A 17395-nucleotide genomic window follows, 5' to 3' on the forward strand; every position below is an offset into this window, starting at 1 on the left:
GCGTGCGGGTGCAGCCGCAACAGTTGATGATCACGGTGGCACAGTTGCAAACTGTTGGCAATTGCTAGTTGTCTGCATCATGACCCGCGAGGTGGCCGTCGGACGAACTGTTCATGTTGTTGTTTCGTGTCCCACACCGGCCCGGACCTGCGCGTTCGCCGACGGTCGACAGGGTTGCCGCGAATCGTGCAATCGCAATCCTGGAGCCCTCTTGTCCCAGCATCGACGTTGGCGACGACGGCACGCGGCGACGCTGATCCCGCTTGGGGCCCTCGCCGTCGCCGCAGCCGTCCTGGCCCTGCCGTCCCCGGCGGCGGCGCACCCGTTCGGAGATCCGCAGACCGTGTCCATCACTCCCGACGAGCAGCGGCCCGATGTCGTACGGGTGCGGTGGCGGGTCGGCGGCCCCGATGACCTGACACTGCTCGGCGTCTCACTTGGCCTGCTGCCGGCCGACCGCATCCTGCTCGACGGTGCGGTCGACTACCGGACGACCGACCCCGCGCTGATCGCGTCCTCCGAGCAGTTCCCCGCGTACCTGCTCAAGCAGATCACCGTGACCGACGGCACGCGGCCCTGCCTCGGCGTTGTCGCGCCACTCAAGGCCCTGGCGAGGACCGGCGCGACTGTCGACTACACCTGCCCGGGGCCGGTCGGCACGGTCACGGTCGCGGTGCGGATGCTCACCGACCTCAACCCCGCCTACCGGGCGATGGCGACCGGCCCCGGCGGGCAACGCGCGGTGTACGGCTCCGGCGAGGACTCCCACGACTGGACCCTCGCCGGTGGCGCGCCGGCCGTCGGCAGTACCACCCGCGGCCGCAGTGCCGCCGTCCAACTCGCCGCCGTCGTGGGTGCTGCGCTGCTGGTCACGGTCGGGGCGCTGCTCGTGTCGTGGCGGCTGCGACGGCGGCGGGCGGTGGCATGACCGCGACCGCAGCGCCCCGGACTGTTCCTGCTCGGCATCTCCGGCGGGCTGACCCCGTCCCCGGCCGCGTTCCTGGTGCTGGCGACCGGGTTGTTCATCGGTCGCGCCGGCTTCGCCCTGCTGCTGGTCCTGACGTTCGGGCTCGGCATGGCCGTGGTGCTCTTCGGCGTCGGGGTCCTCGCGGTCGCCGGTAGCTCACTTGTCACCAGGGGCGCACAGTCCCGCGCGATTCTCGGTCTGGCCACCCGGGTGGCGCCCGTCCTCGCCGCCGGCGGCATCACGCTCTTCGGCGCGGGCCTCGTCACGGTCGCCGCGATCCACCTCGTCACCCTCCCCTAAGCGACGGCGGACGGATCCTCCGGCAGGTGGTCAGCGGCGGCCCGGCGAGCACGCTACTGGGCCGCCCCGACGTCCACCGCCGGTGGTGACGGTCGGCGGCGACCGGCTAGGGTTCCGGGATGTTCCGCGCCGTCGTTCTGATCGCTGCCGTGGTGCTCGCCGTGGATCAGGCTACGAAGTACTGGGCCGAGTCCGCGCTGTCCGACGGGCAGACGATCACGCTCCTCGGTGAGTTGCTGCAACTGCGCCTCGTCTACAACCCGGGCGCGGCCTTCTCGATCGGCACCGCGTACACCTGGATCTTCGCGGTGTTCGCGGCGGTGGCGGTGGTCGCGGTGACGGTGGTGGCCCGGCGGGTCACGTCGCGTCCCTGGGCGGTGGCGTTGGGCCTGGTGCTCGGCGGCGCGGCGACGCACCTGCTGGACCGCCTCTTCCGCGAGCCCGGGTTCGCGCGGGGGCACGTGGTGGACTTCATCGACTACGCCGGGTTCTTCGTCGGCAACGTCGCCGACATCGCACTGGTGGTCGGCGTGGGCATCGTCATGCTGCTCAACGTGCGCGACGTTCCACTGCGGGCCACGGCGGGCGAGACCCGCGAGCAGGTGTCGTCAGACTCCTGAGCCGACCAGGACGACCTCCAGGCGGCGCGGGCCGTGCACTCCCTCGACCCGGTTCAGCTCGATGTCGCTCGTCGCCGACGGGCCCGAGATCCAGGTCAGCGGCGCGCGTGGGTCCAGTCGGGTCAGCGCCTCCGGCAGCAGGCCGACGACCTGGTCGGCGCGGACGACACAGATGTGCCGGTCGGGCACCAGGGTGAGCGCGCGCCGCCCCTGCGCCGGGCCGGCGTCGAGGATGATGGTGCCGGTGTCGGCGACCGCCACCGCGCAGCCGGTCAGGACCGCGTCCATGCCGTCGAGCGCGGCCGGTGACAGCGGTGGCGCGTCGCGGTGCAGCTCTCCGGTGTGGCCGTCCAGCCAGTGGGCGGGGGCGTCGGCGGGGACGGCGAGCCGGCCGACCTCGCCGAGCAGCCGGGGCAGGGCGTCGAGGCCACGGTGGACCACCGCCCGGTAGTCCTCCAGACGGTCGACGAGGGCTTCGATCAGGTCGGCGCGGTCGTCGACCCGACGGTACCGACGCGGCACCCGCACCGGCGGCGGGCTGTCGGCCAGGGCCGTCCGGAGCCGCGCCAGGATCTCGTTGCGTGCGCTCACTGCTTGTCCCACCATTCCCGGAAGGTCTGCGGCGCGGGCAGCGGCAGGTCTCGCGACCGGGTCCACGCCGACGCGGGCCACGGCAGTCGCCGCAGCGTCCGAGCGCCGGTGCGCCACTGACGGTACGCCCCGAGCGGCCCCGCGCCGGCCCGGCCCAGTCGCAGGGCGGCGGCCCAGCGTCGGGGACTGCGCATGACCCAGGACAGCACGCGCATGGTGGCCCGTTCGGCGGGCGGGTGCGGTGCCTGCTGGCGGAGGTGGACCAGGATCTCCGGAATGTTGATCTTCACGGGGCACACGTCGTAGCAGGCGCCGCAGAGCGTCGACGCGTACGGCAGCGAGGCGTTGTCCGCCACGCCGGTCAGCTGCGGTGACAGGATCGCGCCGATCGGCCCCGGGTAGACCGAGCCGTACGCGTGCCCGCCGGCCCGCTCGTACACCGGGCAGACGTTGAGGCACGCGGAGCAGCGGATGCAGGACAGCGCGGGTCGCCCGACCGGGTCGGCGAGCACCGCGGAGCGGCCGTTGTCGACGAGCACGACGTGCACGTCCTGCGGGCCGTCGCCGGGGGTGACGCCGGTCCACATCGAGGTGTACGGGTTCATCCGTTCGCCGGTCGAGGAGCGCGGCAGCAGTTGCAGGAAGACCTCCAGGTCGGTGAAGGTCGGCAGTAGCTTCTCGACGCCGACGACGCTGATCAGCGTCTCCGGGAGGGTGAGGCACATCCGCCCGTTGCCCTCGGACTCGACCACCACGAGGGTGCCGGTGTCGGCGACGGCGAAGTTGGCGCCGGAGACGGCGACCCGGGCCGAGAGGAACCGTCGTCGCAGGTGGGTGCGGGCCGCCTCGGCCAGCGCAGCCGGTTCGTCGGTCAGGTCGGTCGGCGCGTCGGCCATGCGACGCGTGAAGATGTCCCGGATCTGGGCCCGGTTGTAGTGGATCGCCGGCACCAGGATGTGCGACGGGGTGTCCTCGCCGAGCTGCACGATCAGCTCGGCGAGGTCGGTCTCGTACGCGGCGATCCCGGCGGCCTCCAGCGCCTCGTTGAGCTCGATCTCCTGGGTCGCCATCGACTTGACCTTCACGACCTCGTCGGCCCCGGCGGCCCGGGTCAGCTCGACCACGATCCGGCACGCCTCGGCCGCGTCGCGGGCCCAGTGCACGGTGGCGCCGGCAGCGGTGGCGGACGCCTCGAACTGCTCCAGCAACTCCGGCAGCCGACGTTGGACGTCCGCCTTGATGGCCGAGCCGGCGTCGCGCAGAGCCTCCCAGTCGGGCACCTCGTCGACGACCCGGGCTCGCTTGGCCCGGATGGTGCGGGTGGCCCGGTGCAGGTTGGCCCGCAGTTGCCGGTCGGCGACGGCCGGCTTGGCGGCGGTGGGGAAGGGCAGCGGCGTGCGGATCCGTCCGTCCCCGGTGGCGGGTGCGACCGGGTGGCTCATGAGCTGGCTCCCGTCTCGGCGAGAATCTCGGCGTAGTGCACGGCCCGTACGCCTGAGCGGTGGCGGTCGAGGCCGCCGCCGATGTGCGCCAGGCAGGAGTTGTCGGCCGCGGCGAGCACCCGCGCGCCGGTGTCGCGGACCCGGGCGCACTTGTCGGTGAGCATGGCGGTGGAGACGTCCGGGTTCTTCACCGCGAACGTGCCGCCGAAGCCACAGCACTCCTCGGCGTCGCCCAGCTCGACGAGCTCGATCCCGCGTACCTGGCGCAGCAGGGTCAGCGGCCGGTCGCCGAGGCGCAGCATCCGCAGGCCGTGGCAGGTGGGGTGGTAGGTGACCGTCTGCGGGAACTCGGCGCCGACGTCGGTGACGCCGAGAACGTCGACGAGCAGTTCGGACAGCTCGTACGTGCGGGCGGCCACCGACGTGGCCGGCGCGTGCAGGCGCGGGTACTGGTCGCGGATCATCGCGGTGCACGACCCGGACGGCGCGACGATGGCGTCGTAGGAGTCGAAGACATCGACGTAGTTGCGCACCATCGGCACGGCCTCGGCCCGGTAACCCGTGTTGGCGTGCATCTGCCCGCAACAGGTCTGGGCGGTGGGGAAGTCGACGGTGTGGCCCAGTCGCCGCAGGATGCGGGTGACCGCGATGCCGGTGGCCGGGAACGCGAGGTCGTTGACGCAGGTGATGAAGAGGGCGATCCGCATGGTGGCTCCTCGGCTCCGTCGGGGGTGGGTCAGGCCGAGTCGCGCGGCGTTGCGGGGCCGGGGAGCCCGTCGAAGGCGGGCAGGTGGCGCTCGCGGGCGGCGCTGAGGTGGGCGCGCATCGCCTCGGTGGCGGCTGCCGCGTCGCCGGCGACGATGGCGGCGGCGATGAGCTGGTGTTCGGTGTTCGTGTCCGGTGCACCGGCGACCGGGAAGTACAGCCGGTGCAGGTGCAGGTGTGAGTGCAGCCGGGTGATGGTGTCCCGCAGCAGTGGGCTGCCAGAGACCTCGGCGATCAGGTCGTGGAACTTCGCGTCAAGTGCGGTGAAGGCGGCGTGTCGGCGATATCCGTCGCCGGCCTCCACGTCGATGCTCGCTGCCGCCTCGGCGCTGATCCGTTGGCGCGCTTCGGTGGAGGCGTGGGTGGCGGCCCGCCCGGCGGTGGCGCCCTCGAGTAGTTGCCGGACGTCGAACAGATCGTCGAACTCGGCCCGGCTCAGCAGTGGCGTGGTGGTGTAGCCGGAGAGTGGGCGTTTGCGGACCAGGCCGTCGGCCTCCAGCCGGGCGAGGGCCTCGCGGACCGGGGTGGGGGAGACGTCCAGCTCCCGGGCGAGCGCGTCGATGTTGACCCGCTCGCCGGGCGGAAGGATGTGGTCCATGACGAGGGTCTTTATCGACTCGTAGACGTCCTCGGCCAGGGTGAGTCGACGGGCGGGACGGAGTCGGCCCTCGCGAGGTTCCTGCTGGGTCATCTCGTCTCCTCAGCAACCCCTTGACTGTGCCGGTGTGAGCGAGTACACACTAGCAAAGCAACATCCTATAGGAAATAGGTTCCCTGCCAGCGTCTCGCCACCACCACCCCCGAGGAGACGAACATGTCGCGCAGAATGCTGTCCCGAATCGGCTCCGGCCTGACCGTCGTGGCCCTCGCCACGACCACTGTGGCCTGCACGAAGAAGAGCGACACCACCGACGCCGACGCCGGTGGTCGGGAACCGGCGCAGGTCAAGGTCGCGCTCGTGCCGGGCGGCTCGCACCCGTACTTCCAGCCCTGGAAGGACGCCGGGGCCAAGGCCAAGACCGAGCTCGCGCTCGGCGACGTCACCTTCAACGAGACCGCGGGTTGGGACCAGACCAAGCAGAACGACGTGCTCAAGTCCCTGGCCGCCCAGGGCTACAACGCCTTCGGCGTCTTCGGCGTCTCGCCGGACAACATCAACTCCACCTTCGAGGACCTCAAGCGCCAGGGCTTCCCCGTCGGCTCCCTGGCCTCCTGCCCGGCCGGGGCCAACAAGGCCGACTTCTGCCTCTCCACCGACGTGGAGGTCGCCGCGTACAAGGGTGCCAAGGCCGCCATCGACGCGATGGGCGGTCAGGGCAACCTGGTGCACCTGACCGGGAACAAGGTGGACTCCAACACCCAGCGCCGGATCGCGGGTGTGGAGAAGGCTGTCGCCGAGACCGGCGGCAAGGTGACCCTGATCCAGAGCGTCACCGACATCGACAAGGATCTGCAGAGCGCGCAGAAGGCGGTGGCCGACCTCCTCGCCGCGAAGGGCCGGCAGATCCAGGCCATCGTCAACACCGCCTACAACCCGGCGGTCGCCTCCGCCGAGGGGGTCCGCCAGTCGAAGCTGCCGATCAAGGTCATCGCCATCGACGACGACCCGACGGTCCTCGACGGGCTGCGCGGCGGCTCGGTGGCCGCCACCGTCCTGCAGAACCCGGTCGGTCAGGCCCAGGTCGGCTCGTACGCCCTGATGAAGCTCAGCGGCGGCTGCACCATGGCCGAACCCGGCGTGACCATCGACTCGGGCTCGTTCGTGGTCACCAAGGACAACCTGGACGGCTACGAGGCCGACCGGACCGCCACCACCGAGGCACTGCGGAAGACGTTCGACGGCGACCTGCTCAAGTGCAGCTGATGTCGACGATCAGCCAGGCCGAGGCGTACCTCGTCGACATTCCCGTCGAGACCGTCCGCACCGACGCGGTACAGGCGTTCCTCAAGCAGGAGACGCTCTTCGTCGAGGTGCGCACGGCCGACGGCGGGCACGGCACCGGGTACGCGTACACGATCGGGACCGGCGGCACGGCGGTGCTCGCGCTGCTGCGCGACTACCTGCTGCCGCACCTGGTCGGCCGCGACGCCGCCCGGGTCGAGGCGATCTGGCGGGACCTGCACGCCGCCACCCGCGCCACAGCCGTCGGGGCCATCACCTCGTTGGCGCTCGCCGCGATCGACACCGCGCTGTGGGACCTCCGCGCCCGCACCGCCGGCCTGCCGCTCTGGGTGCTCGCCGGGGGCGCTCAGGACCGCATCCCGCTCTACGACACCGAGGGTGGCTGGCTGCACCTCACCGAGGACGAGCTGGTCGCCGGCGCGAAGGCGTCCCAGGCGGCCGGCTGGCCCGGCGTCAAACTGAAGGTCGGCAAGCCGAACCCGGCCGAGGACGCCGCTCGCATCGGCGCGGTCCGCGCGGCAGTCGGCGACCACGTCGACGTGATGGTCGACGCCAACCAGTCGCTGACCGCCGCCGAGGCGATCCGCCGGGCCCGGCTGCTCGAACCGCACCAGCTCGCCTGGTTCGAGGAGCCGCTGCCGGCCGACGACGTCGCCGGGCACGAACTCCTCGCCCGCGCGACGAGCATCCCGGTCGCGGTGGGGGAGTCGATGTACTCGATCGGCCAGTTCGCCGAGTACCTCCGCCGCCAGGCGGCCGGCGTCGTCCAGGTCGACGTCGCGCGCGTCGGCGGCATCACCCCGTGGCTCAAGGTGGCGCACCTGGCCGAGGCCTGCAACGTGGTGGTCTGCCCGCACTTCCTGATGGAACTGCACGTCAGCCTCTGCGCGGCCGTGCCGAACAGCCGCTACGTCGAGCACATTCCGCAACTGCGCGCGATCACCCGGACCGAGGTCGCGATCGTCGACGGCCACGCGCTCGCCCCCGACGAGCCGGGCCTCGGCATCGACTGGGACCGCGACGCGATCGAGGACAGGAGGGTGGCGTGAAGACGGAAACAGCGCCGGAGGCGCCTTCGGTGCCTCCGGCCGCGGAGCCCAGACCGCCGGCCAGGGCCCTGCCGGTCTGGGCGAACCCCCGGCTCGGCCTGCTCATCGTCATCACCGTGCTGGTCGTCCTCTTCTCGTCGCTCACCCCCGCGTTCCTCGACCCCCGCCTCACCCTGGCACCGCTGCAGGCCGACATCAGCGTGTACGTCGTGGTCGGCCTCGCCCAGCTCGCCGTGCTCTCACTCGGGCACATGAACATGGCCGTGGGCCGGATGGCCGCACTGTCCACCTTCGCGATGGGCCTGGCCTACGACCGGCTCGGCGTACCGCTGCTGGTCGGGCTGCTCGTGGGCCTCGCCGTCGGGGCCGGCATCGGCGCGCTCGCCGGTCTGCTCATCGCCAAGACCGGCGTGAACTCCTTCGTCGTCACCCTCGCCCTCGACTTCGGGCTGCTGGGCCTGGTCACGATCCTCTACACCTGGGCCACCGGCGGGGTGTCGTTCGCGGTACGACCGACTGGGCTGTCCGCCCTGCGCTTCGACACCTTCGCCGACTACTGCATGGGTGACGTCTGCGGGCCCCGCATCCCGCTCGTCGTGCCGATCGCGGTGGCCGCGGCGCTCGGCGTCGGGCTGCTGTTCCGGCACGCCCGGCTGGGTCGGGAGATCCTGATGACCGGCTCCAACACGGTCGCCGCCGAGCTGTCCGGCATCCCCACGCACCGTCGGGTCGTCGCCGCGCACGCGTTGAGCGGGCTGCTCGCCGCGCTGGCCGGCTTTCTCCTCGCCGCGAACAACGGCGCCTTCTCGGCAAGCATCGGCGAGTCGTTCCTGCTGCCGTCGTTCCTGGCCCCGGTGCTCGGGGGGACGCTGCTGGCCGGCGGTGCGGTGAGCGTCCTCGGCACCGCGCTCGGCGCGACGCTCACCCAGGTCATCTACAAGGGCCTCAACCTGCTCCAGTTCTCCCTGGAGGAGCTGAAGCTCTATATCGGACTCGTGCTGCTCGCGGCGCTGTCACTGGACCGGCTGCGTGCCGTGCTCGCCGAGCGAAGGGCGGTGTCACCATCATGAGGAGCGTGATCCGGACCAACGAGTTCACCCTCGCGGTGATCGCGACGCTCGGGTTCGCGGCGCTCGCGGTCGCCACCGACTTCAACCTGCTCACCGCCGGCACCCTCGACGCCTTCCTGCGCTTCCTCGCCCTGCCGATCGTCATCGGCCTGGCCCAGATGGTGGTGCTCGCCGTCGGTCAGATGAACCTCTCGGTGGGTGTGCTCACCGGGTTCTGCGCGGTTGCCTCGGGCTGGCTGATGATCGACGCCGGGCTGCCCGCCCCGGTCGCGGTGCTCGCCGCGCTGGCCCTGGGCGCCGCCGTCGGGCTGGTCAACGGCCTGTTGGTGATCTTCACGCGGATCAACGGGTTCATCGTCACCCTCGCCACCATGACGATCCTCGAAGGGCTGCGGTACGGGGTGAACGGCACCGGCACCTACCAGGGCTACTCACCCGGGCTGCGCGAGTTCGGGCAGGCGTCCCTGGCCGGCGTACCCGTGGTGTTCCTGCTGGCGGTCGCGATCGCCGTCGCGGTCGCCCTCTTCTTCCGGCGCACCGTGCCCGGACGGCACCTGCTCGCCTCCGGCGGCAACCCGTTCGCCGCCCGGCTGTCGGGCATCTCCAACGACCGGGCGCTGGTGCTGGCACACACCCTGTCCGGGCTGCTGGCCGGCTTCGCCGCGGTGATCGTGGTGGCCGCGTTCGGCTCGGTGAACGCCTCGATCGGCGACGACCTGCTCCTGCCCAGCTTCGCCGCGCCGATCATCGGCGGGGTGGCCCTGGCCGGCGGGATGATCAGCGTGACCGGCACGGTGCTCGCGGCCTTCCTGGTCCGACTGGTCGACGTGAGCCAGTCGCAGTTCGACATCAACCGCCGGTGGGTGGACCTCATCATCGGCGCTGTCGTCCTCGGCGCGGTGCTGCTCGGCCAGTTCCGCGACAAGCTCTCCGGAGGTAGGCGATGAGCGTCGTGCTGTCCGCGGAGAAACTGGTCAAGACGTTCCCCGGGGTACGCGCCCTGGACGAGGCGACGCTGACTCTGACCGCCGGCAGCGTGCACGCGCTGCTCGGTGAGAACGGCGCCGGCAAGAGCACGCTGATCAAGGTCCTGACCGGGGTGTACCGGCCGGACGGCGGGCAGCTGCGGCTGGCCGGGCCGGACGGACAGCCCCGGGCGGTGCAGCTCGGCAACCCGCAGGACGCCCAGCGGGCCGGCATCGGTGTGGTGCACCAGGAACGGAACCTGATCCCGGCGTTCAGCGTCGCCGAGAACATCTGTCTGCAACACCTGCCCCGCCGCGCCGGCCTGCTGGACCGGGCGGCATTACGTACCGAGGCCCGCCGTTGCCTCGACCTGCTCGACCTCGACCTGGACCCGGACCTGCCGGTGTCGCGCCTGTCGGTGGCCCAGCTGCAACTGGTGGAGATCGCCAAGGCGTTGTCGGCCGACTCGACAGTGCTGCTGCTCGACGAACCGACAGCGTCGCTGACGAACGACGAGGCCGACCGGCTCTACGGCATCGTGCGACGACTGTCCGAGCGAGGTCACGCCACCGTGCTGGTCAGCCACAAGCTGGAGGAGGTCTTCGCGGTCGCCGACACGGTGACCGTGCTGCGCGACGGGCGCAGCGTCGCCGAGGCGGAGCCCCTCGCCGACCACAGCCGCGAGGCGATCGTCGACCTGATGGTCGGCCGGGCGTACCAACAGGTGCACCTCGCCGACCGGACCGTCGCGGCGGACGTCGAACCGGCGCTGGCCCTCGACCACGTCGCCACCACCGCCGGCCACCACGACGTCAGCCTCACCGTCCGACCCGGTGAGATCGTCGGCCTCTACGGTCTGGTCGGCGCGGGCCGCAGCGAGCTGGCCAAGGCGCTGCTCGGCCTCGACCGGATCACCGCCGGTGAGGTGCGGGTGCACGGGCGTCCGGCCCGGATCCGGGACGTGGGCGACGCCCTGCACCGGCACCGGATCGGGTACGTCACCGAGAACCGCAAGGAGGAGGGCCTCTTCCTCGACCAGACCGTGGCCCGCAACACCGCGGTGACGGTGTGGCGTCGGCTGGCCCGGCTGGGGCTGGTCCGCGACCGCTCCGAGCGGCTGCTCGTCGACGAGTACGCCGACCGGCTGGGCATCCGACTCGCCTCGCCCGACCAGCACGCCGGTCAGCTCTCCGGCGGCAACCAGCAGAAGGTCAGCCTGGCCAAGTGGCTGGCCGCCGAGTGCGACGTGCTCATCGTCGACGAGCCCACCGTCGGCATCGACGTGCGCACCAAGGCGGCCTTCCACGAGCTGATCGCCGGTCTGGCCGCCCGGGGCATGGCCATTCTGCTGATCTCGTCGGACCTGCCGGAGATGGTCACCCTCGCCGACCGGATCGCGGTGATGCGGGAGTTCGCAGTTGTTGGTGAACTGGACAACGACCACGACTATGACCGGATGAGCCAGTCGGTGATCCGGTTCATCCATGACGGGCAGGGGGTCGTCGCGTGAAGGCCGCCGAACGGGTGACCCTGGGACGCACCGACGTGGCGGCGATCCAGTTTCCGCTCGGCCACCCGGCAGTGGCCAGCGTGCTTGTCGGTGCCCGGGACCCGGAGCAGATCGCCGACAACGTGGCGATGTTCGAGTGGGACGTGCCCGGCGCGTTGTGGGCCGATCTCAAGGCCGAGGGGCTGCTGCCCGGTGAGGTGCCGACGCCGTGATCGTCGACGCGCACCCCCACCTGTGGGGCTACCGCGAGCTGCCCGGCGCGTCGACACTGGTCGGACTGCGCGACCAGGTGCAGAGCGTCGTCGACCCCGGGCACCTGGCCCGCCCCGACGTACGCGCCGCCCTCGCGGCGATCGGGCCGCCGGCCTCACCGTCGACCTGGTCGTCCACGTCGGACAACTGGTCAGCTGTGCCGAGGCGGCGCGGGCCACGTCGGGCACCACGTTCGTCCTCGACCACCTGGGCAAGCCGAGGATCGCCGCCGCCGGCCACGCCGAGTGGCGCAATTCGTACCTATGCACTGGAGGTTGGTTCGTGAGATTCATGCGCGTCGGGCCCGTGGGGCAGGAGCGTCCCGTGCTGTACGTCGACGGGAGGCACTTCGACCTCTCGTCGGTCACCGCGGACATCGACGGCGACTTCCTCGCCGGCGACGGCGTGCGGCGGGTCCGCGAGGCCACCGACCTGCCCGAGATCGACGTCACCGGGCAGCGGGTCGGCGCACCGATCGCCCGCCCCGGGGTGGTGCTCTGCGTGGGGCAGAACTACGCCGCGCACGCCGCCGAGTCGGGTGCCAACCCACCGACCGACCCGATCATCTTCTACAAGGCCCCGAACACCGTCGTCGGCCCGTACGACGAGGTGCTGATCCCGCGCGGCTCGACGAAGACCGACTGGGAGGTGGAGCTGGCGGTGGTGATCGGCTCAACGGCCCGCTACCTCGCCTCACCTGCCGACGCCCTCGGGCACACCGCCGGGTACGTGCTGTCCAACGACGTCTCCGAGCGGGACTTCCAACTCGCCGTCTCCGGCGGGCAGTGGTCCAAGGGCAAGTCCTGCGAGACGTTCCAACCGCTCGGCCCGTGGCTGGTCACCGCCGACGAGGTCGGCGACCCGCAGGCGCTGCGGCTGCGCTCCTGGGTCAACGGCGAGCCCCGCCAGGACTCCAGCACCAAGGACATGATCTTCGACGTGGCGTACCTCGTCTGGCACCTGTCCCAGTACACAGTCCTGGACCCGGGCGACGTCATCAACACCGGCACCCCGCAGGGAGTGGCGCTCTCCGGCCGGTTCCCGTACCTGACCGGCGGCGACGTGATGGAGGTCGAGATCGACGGCCTCGGCCGACAGCGCAACACGCTGCGGGACGCCTGATGGCGGTGATCACCTCGGTCGACACGTACGACGTCCGCTTCCCGACCTCGCGGGACCTGGACGGCTCCGACGCGATGAACCCCGACCCGGACTACTCGGCGGCCTATCTGGTACTGAGCACCGACGACGGCCCGGACGGGCACGGTTTCACCTTCACCATCGGGCGGGGCAACGACGTCTGCCGGGCGGCCATCGACGCGCTGGTGCCGTACGTCGTCGGCCTCGACCCGGACGCCGTGGACCTCGGTGCGTTCGCCCGCTCGCTCACCCAGGACTCGCAGCTGCGCTGGCTCGGCCCGGAGAAGGGCGTGATGCACCTGGCCACCGCGGCGGTCGTCAACGCGATGTGGGATCTGGTCGCCAAGCGAGCGGGAAAGCCGGTCTGGCGTTACCTGGCCGACCTCAGCCCCGAGCAGATCGTCGATCTGGTCGACTGGCGCTACCTCACCGACGCCCTCACCCCGGACGAGGCGCTGGAGATCCTGCGCGCCGCCGAGCCGGGCCGGGCCGAGCGGATCGCCCGGCTGACCGAGCGCGGCTACCCCGCGTACACGACGTCACCCGGCTGGCTCGGCTACTCCGACGACAAGGTGGTCCGGCTGGCCCGGCAGGCCGTGGCCGACGGGTTCACCCAGATCAAGTTGAAGGTGGGCGCGGACGCCGCCGACGACGTGCGCCGCCTGAAGATCGCGCGGGAGGCGGTCGGCCCGGGGATCCGGATCGCGCTCGACGCCAACCAGCGCTGGGACGTCCCCGAGGCGGTCGACCGGATGCGCGAGTTGGCCCCGTACGACCCGTGGTGGATCGAGGAGCCGACCAGCCCAGACGACGTGCTCGCCCACGCCGCGATCAGGTCCGCCCTCGCCACCAGCGCACCCGACGGTGGGCCGATCCGGGTCGCCACCGGCGAGCACGTGGCGAACCGGGTCGTGTTCAAGCAACTGCTGCAGGCCGACGCCGTCGACGTCGTGCAGATCGACGCGTGCCGGGTCGGCGGCGTGAACGAGAACGTCGCCATCCTCCTGCTGGCCATGAGGTACGGGGTGCCGGTCTGCCCGCACGCCGGGGGAGTCGGGCTCTGCGAACTGGTACAGCACCTGTCGATGTTCGACTTCGTTGCGGTGTCCGGCTCGATGCGCAACCGGGTCGTCGAGTACGTCGACCACCTGCACGAGCACTTCCTCGACCCGGTGGTGATCAAGGACGGGCACTACGTGGCGCCCAGCGCCCCGGGGTTCTCCGCCGCGATGCGTCCGGAGAGCCTCGCCACGTACGCGTACCCCGACGGGCCGGCCTGGCTCTGACCGCGACGCGCTCGAATCCGCGGCCCTGCCGACGGCGGCGCGCCGACTACTCGAAAGGGAAAGAAACCATGCAATGTGACGGCCTCGTGGCGGTGGTGACCGGGGGTGGCTCGGGGATCGGGAACGCCTGCGTGCAGGCGTTCCTGGCCGTCGGTGCCCGGGTGGGCGTGCTGGACCTGGACGTCTCCGGCCTGCCCGCGGACCCCCGGGTGCACGCGGTCGGGGCGGACGTGGCCGACAGGTCATCCGTCACCGCGGCCCTCGCCTCGGTCGCCGAAGCGTTCGGTGGCATCGACATCCTGGTGAACAACGCCGCCATCTCGGCGGTGGGCACCGTCGAGGAGAACGACGACGAGCAGTGGAGCAGAGTGCTCGACGTCAACGTCTCCGGCGTGGCCCGGACCACCGCCGTCGCCCTTCCGTACCTGCGCCGGTCGTCGTCCGCCGCCATCGTCAACATCTCCTCGATCGCGGCGACCACAGGTCTGCCCAAACGCGCCCTGTACTCGGCGTCGAAGGGGGCCGTGCACGCCCTCACCCTCGCCATGGCCGCCGACCTGGTGACGGCGGGCGTCCGGGTCAACTGTGTCGCCCCCGGCACGGTCGACACGCCATGGGTGGCCCGCCTGCTCGCCGGCGCGGCCGATCCCACGGCGGAGAAGCGCCAGTTGGCCGCCCGCCAGCCGACCGGCCGACTGGTGACCGCCGACGAGGTGGCCGCCGCCGTCGTCTACCTGGCCTCGCCCGCGACCAGGTCGGTGACCGGCACATCCCTGGCCGTCGACGGCGGGATGTCCGGCCTGCGACTGCCTGCCCAGCTCTGATCGCGGCCGCGGCCGCCGAACGCCAGATCGGGTGCGTGACATGATTGCGCGATGGGGAAACAGCGGGACGTCGTCGCGGCCGACCGACACAGCCGGTCCAGCACCACCGACCACCGTCCGATCGGTGGTGGCGCCGACGCGCGGCTGGACCTCGCACAAGACCCCACAACGCCACAGATGACCCTCATCGACCTGGCCTCCGACCCGTCGCCGGTGGTCCGCAAGGCGGTGGCCACCCGGGTGGACGCACCCGCGCAGGCCCTGCGCCCGCTCACCAGGGACCACGATCGTCAGGTCCGGGAGGCCGTCGCCAGGAACCCCTCGACCTCCGTCGGCAACCTGATGCGGCTGGTCAAGGACGCCGACCGGTGGGTCCGCTGGGCGGTGGCCGGCAACCCCGCCTGCGACGAGTCGATCCGCCGGGTCATGTCGGAGACCTCGGACAAGGAGCTCCGCGGTCTCCTCGCGGAGAGTCATGAGCTGGAGCCGGAGCTGGCCGCCAGGCTGATCGACGACGTGTCACCCGAGGTACGGGAACGGCTCGCCACCCACACCCACGACCCCGACGTGATCACCGCCCTGCTTGCCGATCGCACCGCACGCGTACGCAAGGGGCTTGCCCGCAACCCGCGGACCACCGCCGAGCAGCGCAGCGCGCTCGCGGCGGACCCGGTGGTCGACGTCCGCGCCGCGCTGGTGCGGGCCGTCGAGCTGAGCGAGGCGGATCTGGCCCGCCTGGTCGACGACCGCGCGGTGCAGGTCCGACTGGCGATGGCGACGTCCGAGGTCGTTCCGCCGCACATCCGGCAGGCGCTCGTCCGCGATGTCGACGAGATGGTGGCCAGCGCGGCGCGGGACTACCGCCCGGGGTCGGTCAACGCCTCCGCCGTGCGGGCGCCCCGCATCGCGCACCGGCCCTCCGCCGCCGGTGCGGATCGACCGGGCGGCAACAGCGCCCGGTAGCGCGACGACGGTCGCCCCTCAGTCGCGCCAACCATGATCAGGTGATGAAAAACAGCTTCCAGGACCCCTCCCTGACCTACTTCTCATCACCTGATCACCGTGCTCGGGCGACGGTGGGGTGGCTTCTCGTCGGCATGGTCGGCTTGAGCTGTTCGGAGAGTACAACTCGGGTACGCGGGATGGTCGTGAAGTATTCACATGTGTCGTCCCCATTCCTCCTAGGCTGCGAATGCCCAGCTTCTGGGCGTACGTCGTAAAGGGAGGATCAGCGGTGCGAATCAGGAGATCAAGGTCCACGATCGTCGCGATGGCAGTGGCGATCGTGGTCGTCATCGCGGGGGGAGTGTTCGCCGGCAGCACGGCGAGCGCCGCCGAACCCTCCCCGTTCACAGTCGTGGACGGCGCGATCCGTACGGCGACCGGCACCCCGGTGCCCGCCTCCGGCACCCACGCCTCGCTCTGGGGCAATTCCAGCTACGCGAGCACCAGCATCAGTGGTTCCGGGCGAGTGCTGATCGGCGCCATCGGTGACAACTGCGAGGGCTGGCCGACCGTGCGGGTGACGGTCGACGGTGTCAGCGTCGGCCAGACGACGATCGTCAGTTCGACCAGCTACGGCACCTATCCGGTCGGTACGGCGGTCGGTGGCGGGCAGCACACCGTGAAGATCCAGTTCATCAACGACTTCCGGGCCGACTCCTGCGACCGCAACGTCCACGTCGCGTACGCGCGGATGGAGACTCCGGGCGCCACCGACGCGACGTTCAGCTTCGCCGTCCTGCCGGATACCCAGCAGGAGGTGCTCAACAGCGCCGATACCCGGTTCCTCAACCGCACGAACTGGTTGGTGCAGAACCGGTCCGCGCTGGACCTGCGCTTCGTGACCTCCTCGGGTGACGTGGTCAACTGGGACACCCCGGACCACTCGCAGTACGTCATCGCCCGCGACGCGATGCGGCCGATCGAGAATGCCGCCATCCCGTACTCGCTGGCCATCGGCAACCACGACACCCAGGCCACCGGCGTTGGCGGCTCGGCCCGCGACCCTTCCCGCACCCGGGAACTCGTCCGCGACACCACAGTCTTCAACCAGTACTTCACGGCCGGTCAGTACCGGGCGGTCAAGGGGCAGTTCGAGGCCGGCAAGGTCGACAACTCGTACTCGACCTTCGAGGCCGGCGGCGTGCAGTGGCTGGTGCTGACACTCGAACTCTGGCCCCGGGTCGGGGCGGTGAACTGGGCCAGGAACGTCGTCGCCGCCAACCCCCGGCACAACGTCATCGTCGTCACCCACGACTACATCGACGGGAACGGCGCCATCGAGCAGAGCGCGTCCTACGGTGCGACCAGCCCGCAGTACCTCTTCGACAACCTGGTCAAGCAGTACGCCAACATCCGGTTCGTCTTCTCCGGTCACACGGGCATCGCCGCCAACCGGGTCGACACCGGGGTCAACGGCAACAAGATCTACTCGTTCCTCCAGACGTTCCACTCCAACACCACCAATCCGGTACGCCTGGTCGAGGTGAACACCGCAGCGAACTCGTTGCGGACCTGGATCTACGCGCCGTACACCAATCAGTCGTTCACCGAGTACGACAGGTCGTTCACCGGCGTCGGCCTAGTGCGCTGAGCCTCGCCGCTTGATCGACTCGGGTTCAAGGAGGTCGGGGCATCCTCGGGCAAGGGATGCCCCGACTTCATGAAGACCGAGTCGATCATCGACGGAACGGTGGGCGCGCCGCCG

General features: G+C 71.0%; 19 protein-coding genes. 15 read left to right on the forward strand and 4 right to left on the reverse strand.

The genetic code is table 11. The features are described from left to right. The first annotated feature begins 211 nt into the window (after positions 1 to 211). The 3 genes from ACWER9_RS10845 (at position 212) to ACWER9_RS10855 (ending at position 1887) form a co-directional block, all read left to right on the forward strand. Positions 212 to 928, forward strand: a complete 717-nt coding sequence (locus ACWER9_RS10845) for a hypothetical protein (protein ID WP_452301630.1) — start codon at positions 212 to 214, stop codon at positions 926 to 928. Positions 929 to 1003: 75 nt separating this feature from the next. Continuing rightward, positions 1004 to 1267, forward strand: coding sequence for a hypothetical protein (locus ACWER9_RS10850; protein WP_452301631.1), 264 nt, complete (start codon positions 1004 to 1006; stop codon positions 1265 to 1267). A gap of 119 nt (positions 1268 to 1386) precedes the next feature. Further along, positions 1387 to 1887: a signal peptidase II gene (locus tag ACWER9_RS10855; protein WP_452301632.1), complete on the forward strand. Its 501-nt coding sequence runs from the start codon at positions 1387 to 1389 to the stop codon at positions 1885 to 1887. On the opposite strand, the gene ACWER9_RS10860 is transcribed toward ACWER9_RS10855, so the two are convergent. From ACWER9_RS10860 to ACWER9_RS10875, 4 genes are read right to left on the reverse strand one after another with little or no spacing between them, the layout of a single operon-like run. Then, positions 1876 to 2478: a LutC/YkgG family protein gene (locus tag ACWER9_RS10860; RefSeq protein ID WP_452301633.1), complete on the reverse strand. Its 603-nt coding sequence runs from the start codon at positions 2476 to 2478 to the stop codon at positions 1876 to 1878. The genes ACWER9_RS10855 and ACWER9_RS10860 overlap by 12 nt on opposite strands. Beyond that, complete coding sequence (locus ACWER9_RS10865) at positions 2475 to 3920, reverse strand: LutB/LldF family L-lactate oxidation iron-sulfur protein (RefSeq protein WP_452301634.1); 1446 nt, start codon at positions 3918 to 3920, stop codon at positions 2475 to 2477. The genes ACWER9_RS10860 and ACWER9_RS10865 overlap by 4 nt, the downstream gene beginning before the upstream one ends. After that, positions 3917 to 4627 carry a (Fe-S)-binding protein gene (locus ACWER9_RS10870; protein WP_452301635.1) on the reverse strand — a complete coding sequence of 237 codons (711 nt, stop codon included), beginning with the start codon at positions 4625 to 4627 and terminating at the stop codon, positions 3917 to 3919. The genes ACWER9_RS10865 and ACWER9_RS10870 overlap by 4 nt, the downstream gene beginning before the upstream one ends. Positions 4628 to 4656: 29 nt before the next feature. Next, entirely contained in the window at positions 4657 to 5376 is a 720-nt protein-coding gene (locus tag ACWER9_RS10875; protein ID WP_452301636.1) for a GntR family transcriptional regulator, read from the reverse strand. Positions 5377 to 5499: 123 nt separating this feature from the next. Here ACWER9_RS10875 and ACWER9_RS10880 point away from each other — a divergent pair, with 123 nt between their 5' ends. The 12 genes from ACWER9_RS10880 to ACWER9_RS10935 all read left to right on the forward strand — a co-directional run bounded on the left by ACWER9_RS10880 (position 5500) and on the right by ACWER9_RS10935 (position 17281). Continuing rightward, the gene (locus ACWER9_RS10880) at positions 5500 to 6549 is read left to right on the forward strand and encodes a sugar ABC transporter substrate-binding protein (protein ID WP_452301637.1); all 1050 of its coding nucleotides are present in this window, start codon (positions 5500 to 5502) and stop codon (positions 6547 to 6549) included. Further along, positions 6549 to 7637 carry a mandelate racemase/muconate lactonizing enzyme family protein gene (locus ACWER9_RS10885; RefSeq protein WP_452301638.1) on the forward strand — a complete coding sequence of 363 codons (1089 nt, stop codon included), beginning with the start codon at positions 6549 to 6551 and terminating at the stop codon, positions 7635 to 7637. Before ACWER9_RS10880 ends, ACWER9_RS10885 begins: the two co-directional genes overlap by 1 nt. After that, positions 7634 to 8707 (forward strand): ABC transporter permease, encoded by a 1074-nt coding sequence (locus ACWER9_RS10890; protein ID WP_452301639.1) that lies wholly within the window; start codon positions 7634 to 7636, stop codon positions 8705 to 8707. The genes ACWER9_RS10885 and ACWER9_RS10890 overlap by 4 nt, the downstream gene beginning before the upstream one ends. Positions 8708 to 8712: 5 nt before the next feature. Beyond that, entirely contained in the window at positions 8713 to 9654 is a 942-nt protein-coding gene (locus tag ACWER9_RS10895) for an ABC transporter permease (protein WP_452301640.1), read from the forward strand. Continuing rightward, a complete protein-coding gene (locus ACWER9_RS10900) occupies positions 9651 to 11183 on the forward strand; it encodes a sugar ABC transporter ATP-binding protein (RefSeq protein ID WP_452301641.1) in 1533 nt (510 codons plus the stop codon). Before ACWER9_RS10895 ends, ACWER9_RS10900 begins: the two co-directional genes overlap by 4 nt. Next, complete coding sequence (locus ACWER9_RS10905; RefSeq protein ID WP_452301642.1) at positions 11180 to 11395, forward strand: hypothetical protein; 216 nt, start codon at positions 11180 to 11182, stop codon at positions 11393 to 11395. The genes ACWER9_RS10900 and ACWER9_RS10905 overlap by 4 nt, the downstream gene beginning before the upstream one ends. Next, positions 11392 to 11721, forward strand: coding sequence for a hypothetical protein (locus ACWER9_RS10910; protein ID WP_452301643.1), 330 nt, complete (start codon positions 11392 to 11394; stop codon positions 11719 to 11721). Before ACWER9_RS10905 ends, ACWER9_RS10910 begins: the two co-directional genes overlap by 4 nt. Beyond that, entirely contained in the window at positions 11718 to 12557 is an 840-nt protein-coding gene (locus ACWER9_RS10915; RefSeq protein ID WP_452301644.1) for a fumarylacetoacetate hydrolase family protein, read from the forward strand. The genes ACWER9_RS10910 and ACWER9_RS10915 overlap by 4 nt, the downstream gene beginning before the upstream one ends. Beyond that, on the forward strand, positions 12557 to 13861 hold the full coding sequence (locus tag ACWER9_RS10920; protein WP_452301645.1) for an L-fuconate dehydratase: 1305 nt from the start codon (positions 12557 to 12559) through the stop codon (positions 13859 to 13861). Before ACWER9_RS10915 ends, ACWER9_RS10920 begins: the two co-directional genes overlap by 1 nt. Before the next feature lie 68 nt (positions 13862 to 13929). Continuing rightward, positions 13930 to 14685 (forward strand): SDR family NAD(P)-dependent oxidoreductase, encoded by a 756-nt coding sequence (locus tag ACWER9_RS10925; RefSeq protein ID WP_452301646.1) that lies wholly within the window; start codon positions 13930 to 13932, stop codon positions 14683 to 14685. A gap of 51 nt (positions 14686 to 14736) precedes the next feature. Then, positions 14737 to 15648, forward strand: a complete 912-nt coding sequence (locus ACWER9_RS10930; RefSeq protein ID WP_452301647.1) for a hypothetical protein — start codon at positions 14737 to 14739, stop codon at positions 15646 to 15648. A 307-nt stretch (positions 15649 to 15955) separates the two neighbouring features. Next, entirely contained in the window at positions 15956 to 17281 is a 1326-nt protein-coding gene (locus ACWER9_RS10935; RefSeq protein ID WP_452301648.1) for a carbohydrate-binding domain-containing protein, read from the forward strand. The last annotated feature ends 114 nt before the right edge of the window (positions 17282 to 17395 follow it).

Source organism: Micromonospora sp. NPDC003944 (assembly GCF_053605225.1).

What these genes read in the sequence shown, in the direction of transcription:
- ACWER9_RS10875 (WP_452301636.1), bottom strand. Translation starts at nt 5,376, where the DNA reads ATGACCCAGCAGGAACCTCGCGAGGGCCGACTCCGTCCCGCCCGTCGA.
- ACWER9_RS10885 (WP_452301638.1), top strand. Translation starts at nt 6,549, where the DNA reads ATGTCGACGATCAGCCAGGCCGAGGCGTACCTCGTCGACATTCCCGTC.
- ACWER9_RS10855 (WP_452301632.1), top strand. Translation starts at nt 1,387, where the DNA reads ATGTTCCGCGCCGTCGTTCTGATCGCTGCCGTGGTGCTCGCCGTGGAT.
- ACWER9_RS10880 (WP_452301637.1), top strand. Translation starts at nt 5,500, where the DNA reads ATGTCGCGCAGAATGCTGTCCCGAATCGGCTCCGGCCTGACCGTCGTG.
- ACWER9_RS10930 (WP_452301647.1), top strand. Translation starts at nt 14,737, where the DNA reads ATGGGGAAACAGCGGGACGTCGTCGCGGCCGACCGACACAGCCGGTCC.
- ACWER9_RS10900 (WP_452301641.1), top strand. Translation starts at nt 9,651, where the DNA reads ATGAGCGTCGTGCTGTCCGCGGAGAAACTGGTCAAGACGTTCCCCGGG.
- ACWER9_RS10925 (WP_452301646.1), top strand. Translation starts at nt 13,930, where the DNA reads ATGCAATGTGACGGCCTCGTGGCGGTGGTGACCGGGGGTGGCTCGGGG.
- ACWER9_RS10920 (WP_452301645.1), top strand. Translation starts at nt 12,557, where the DNA reads ATGGCGGTGATCACCTCGGTCGACACGTACGACGTCCGCTTCCCGACC.
- ACWER9_RS10870 (WP_452301635.1), bottom strand. Translation starts at nt 4,627, where the DNA reads ATGCGGATCGCCCTCTTCATCACCTGCGTCAACGACCTCGCGTTCCCG.
- ACWER9_RS10865 (WP_452301634.1), bottom strand. Translation starts at nt 3,920, where the DNA reads ATGAGCCACCCGGTCGCACCCGCCACCGGGGACGGACGGATCCGCACG.
- ACWER9_RS10935 (WP_452301648.1), top strand. Translation starts at nt 15,956, where the DNA reads ATGGCAGTGGCGATCGTGGTCGTCATCGCGGGGGGAGTGTTCGCCGGC.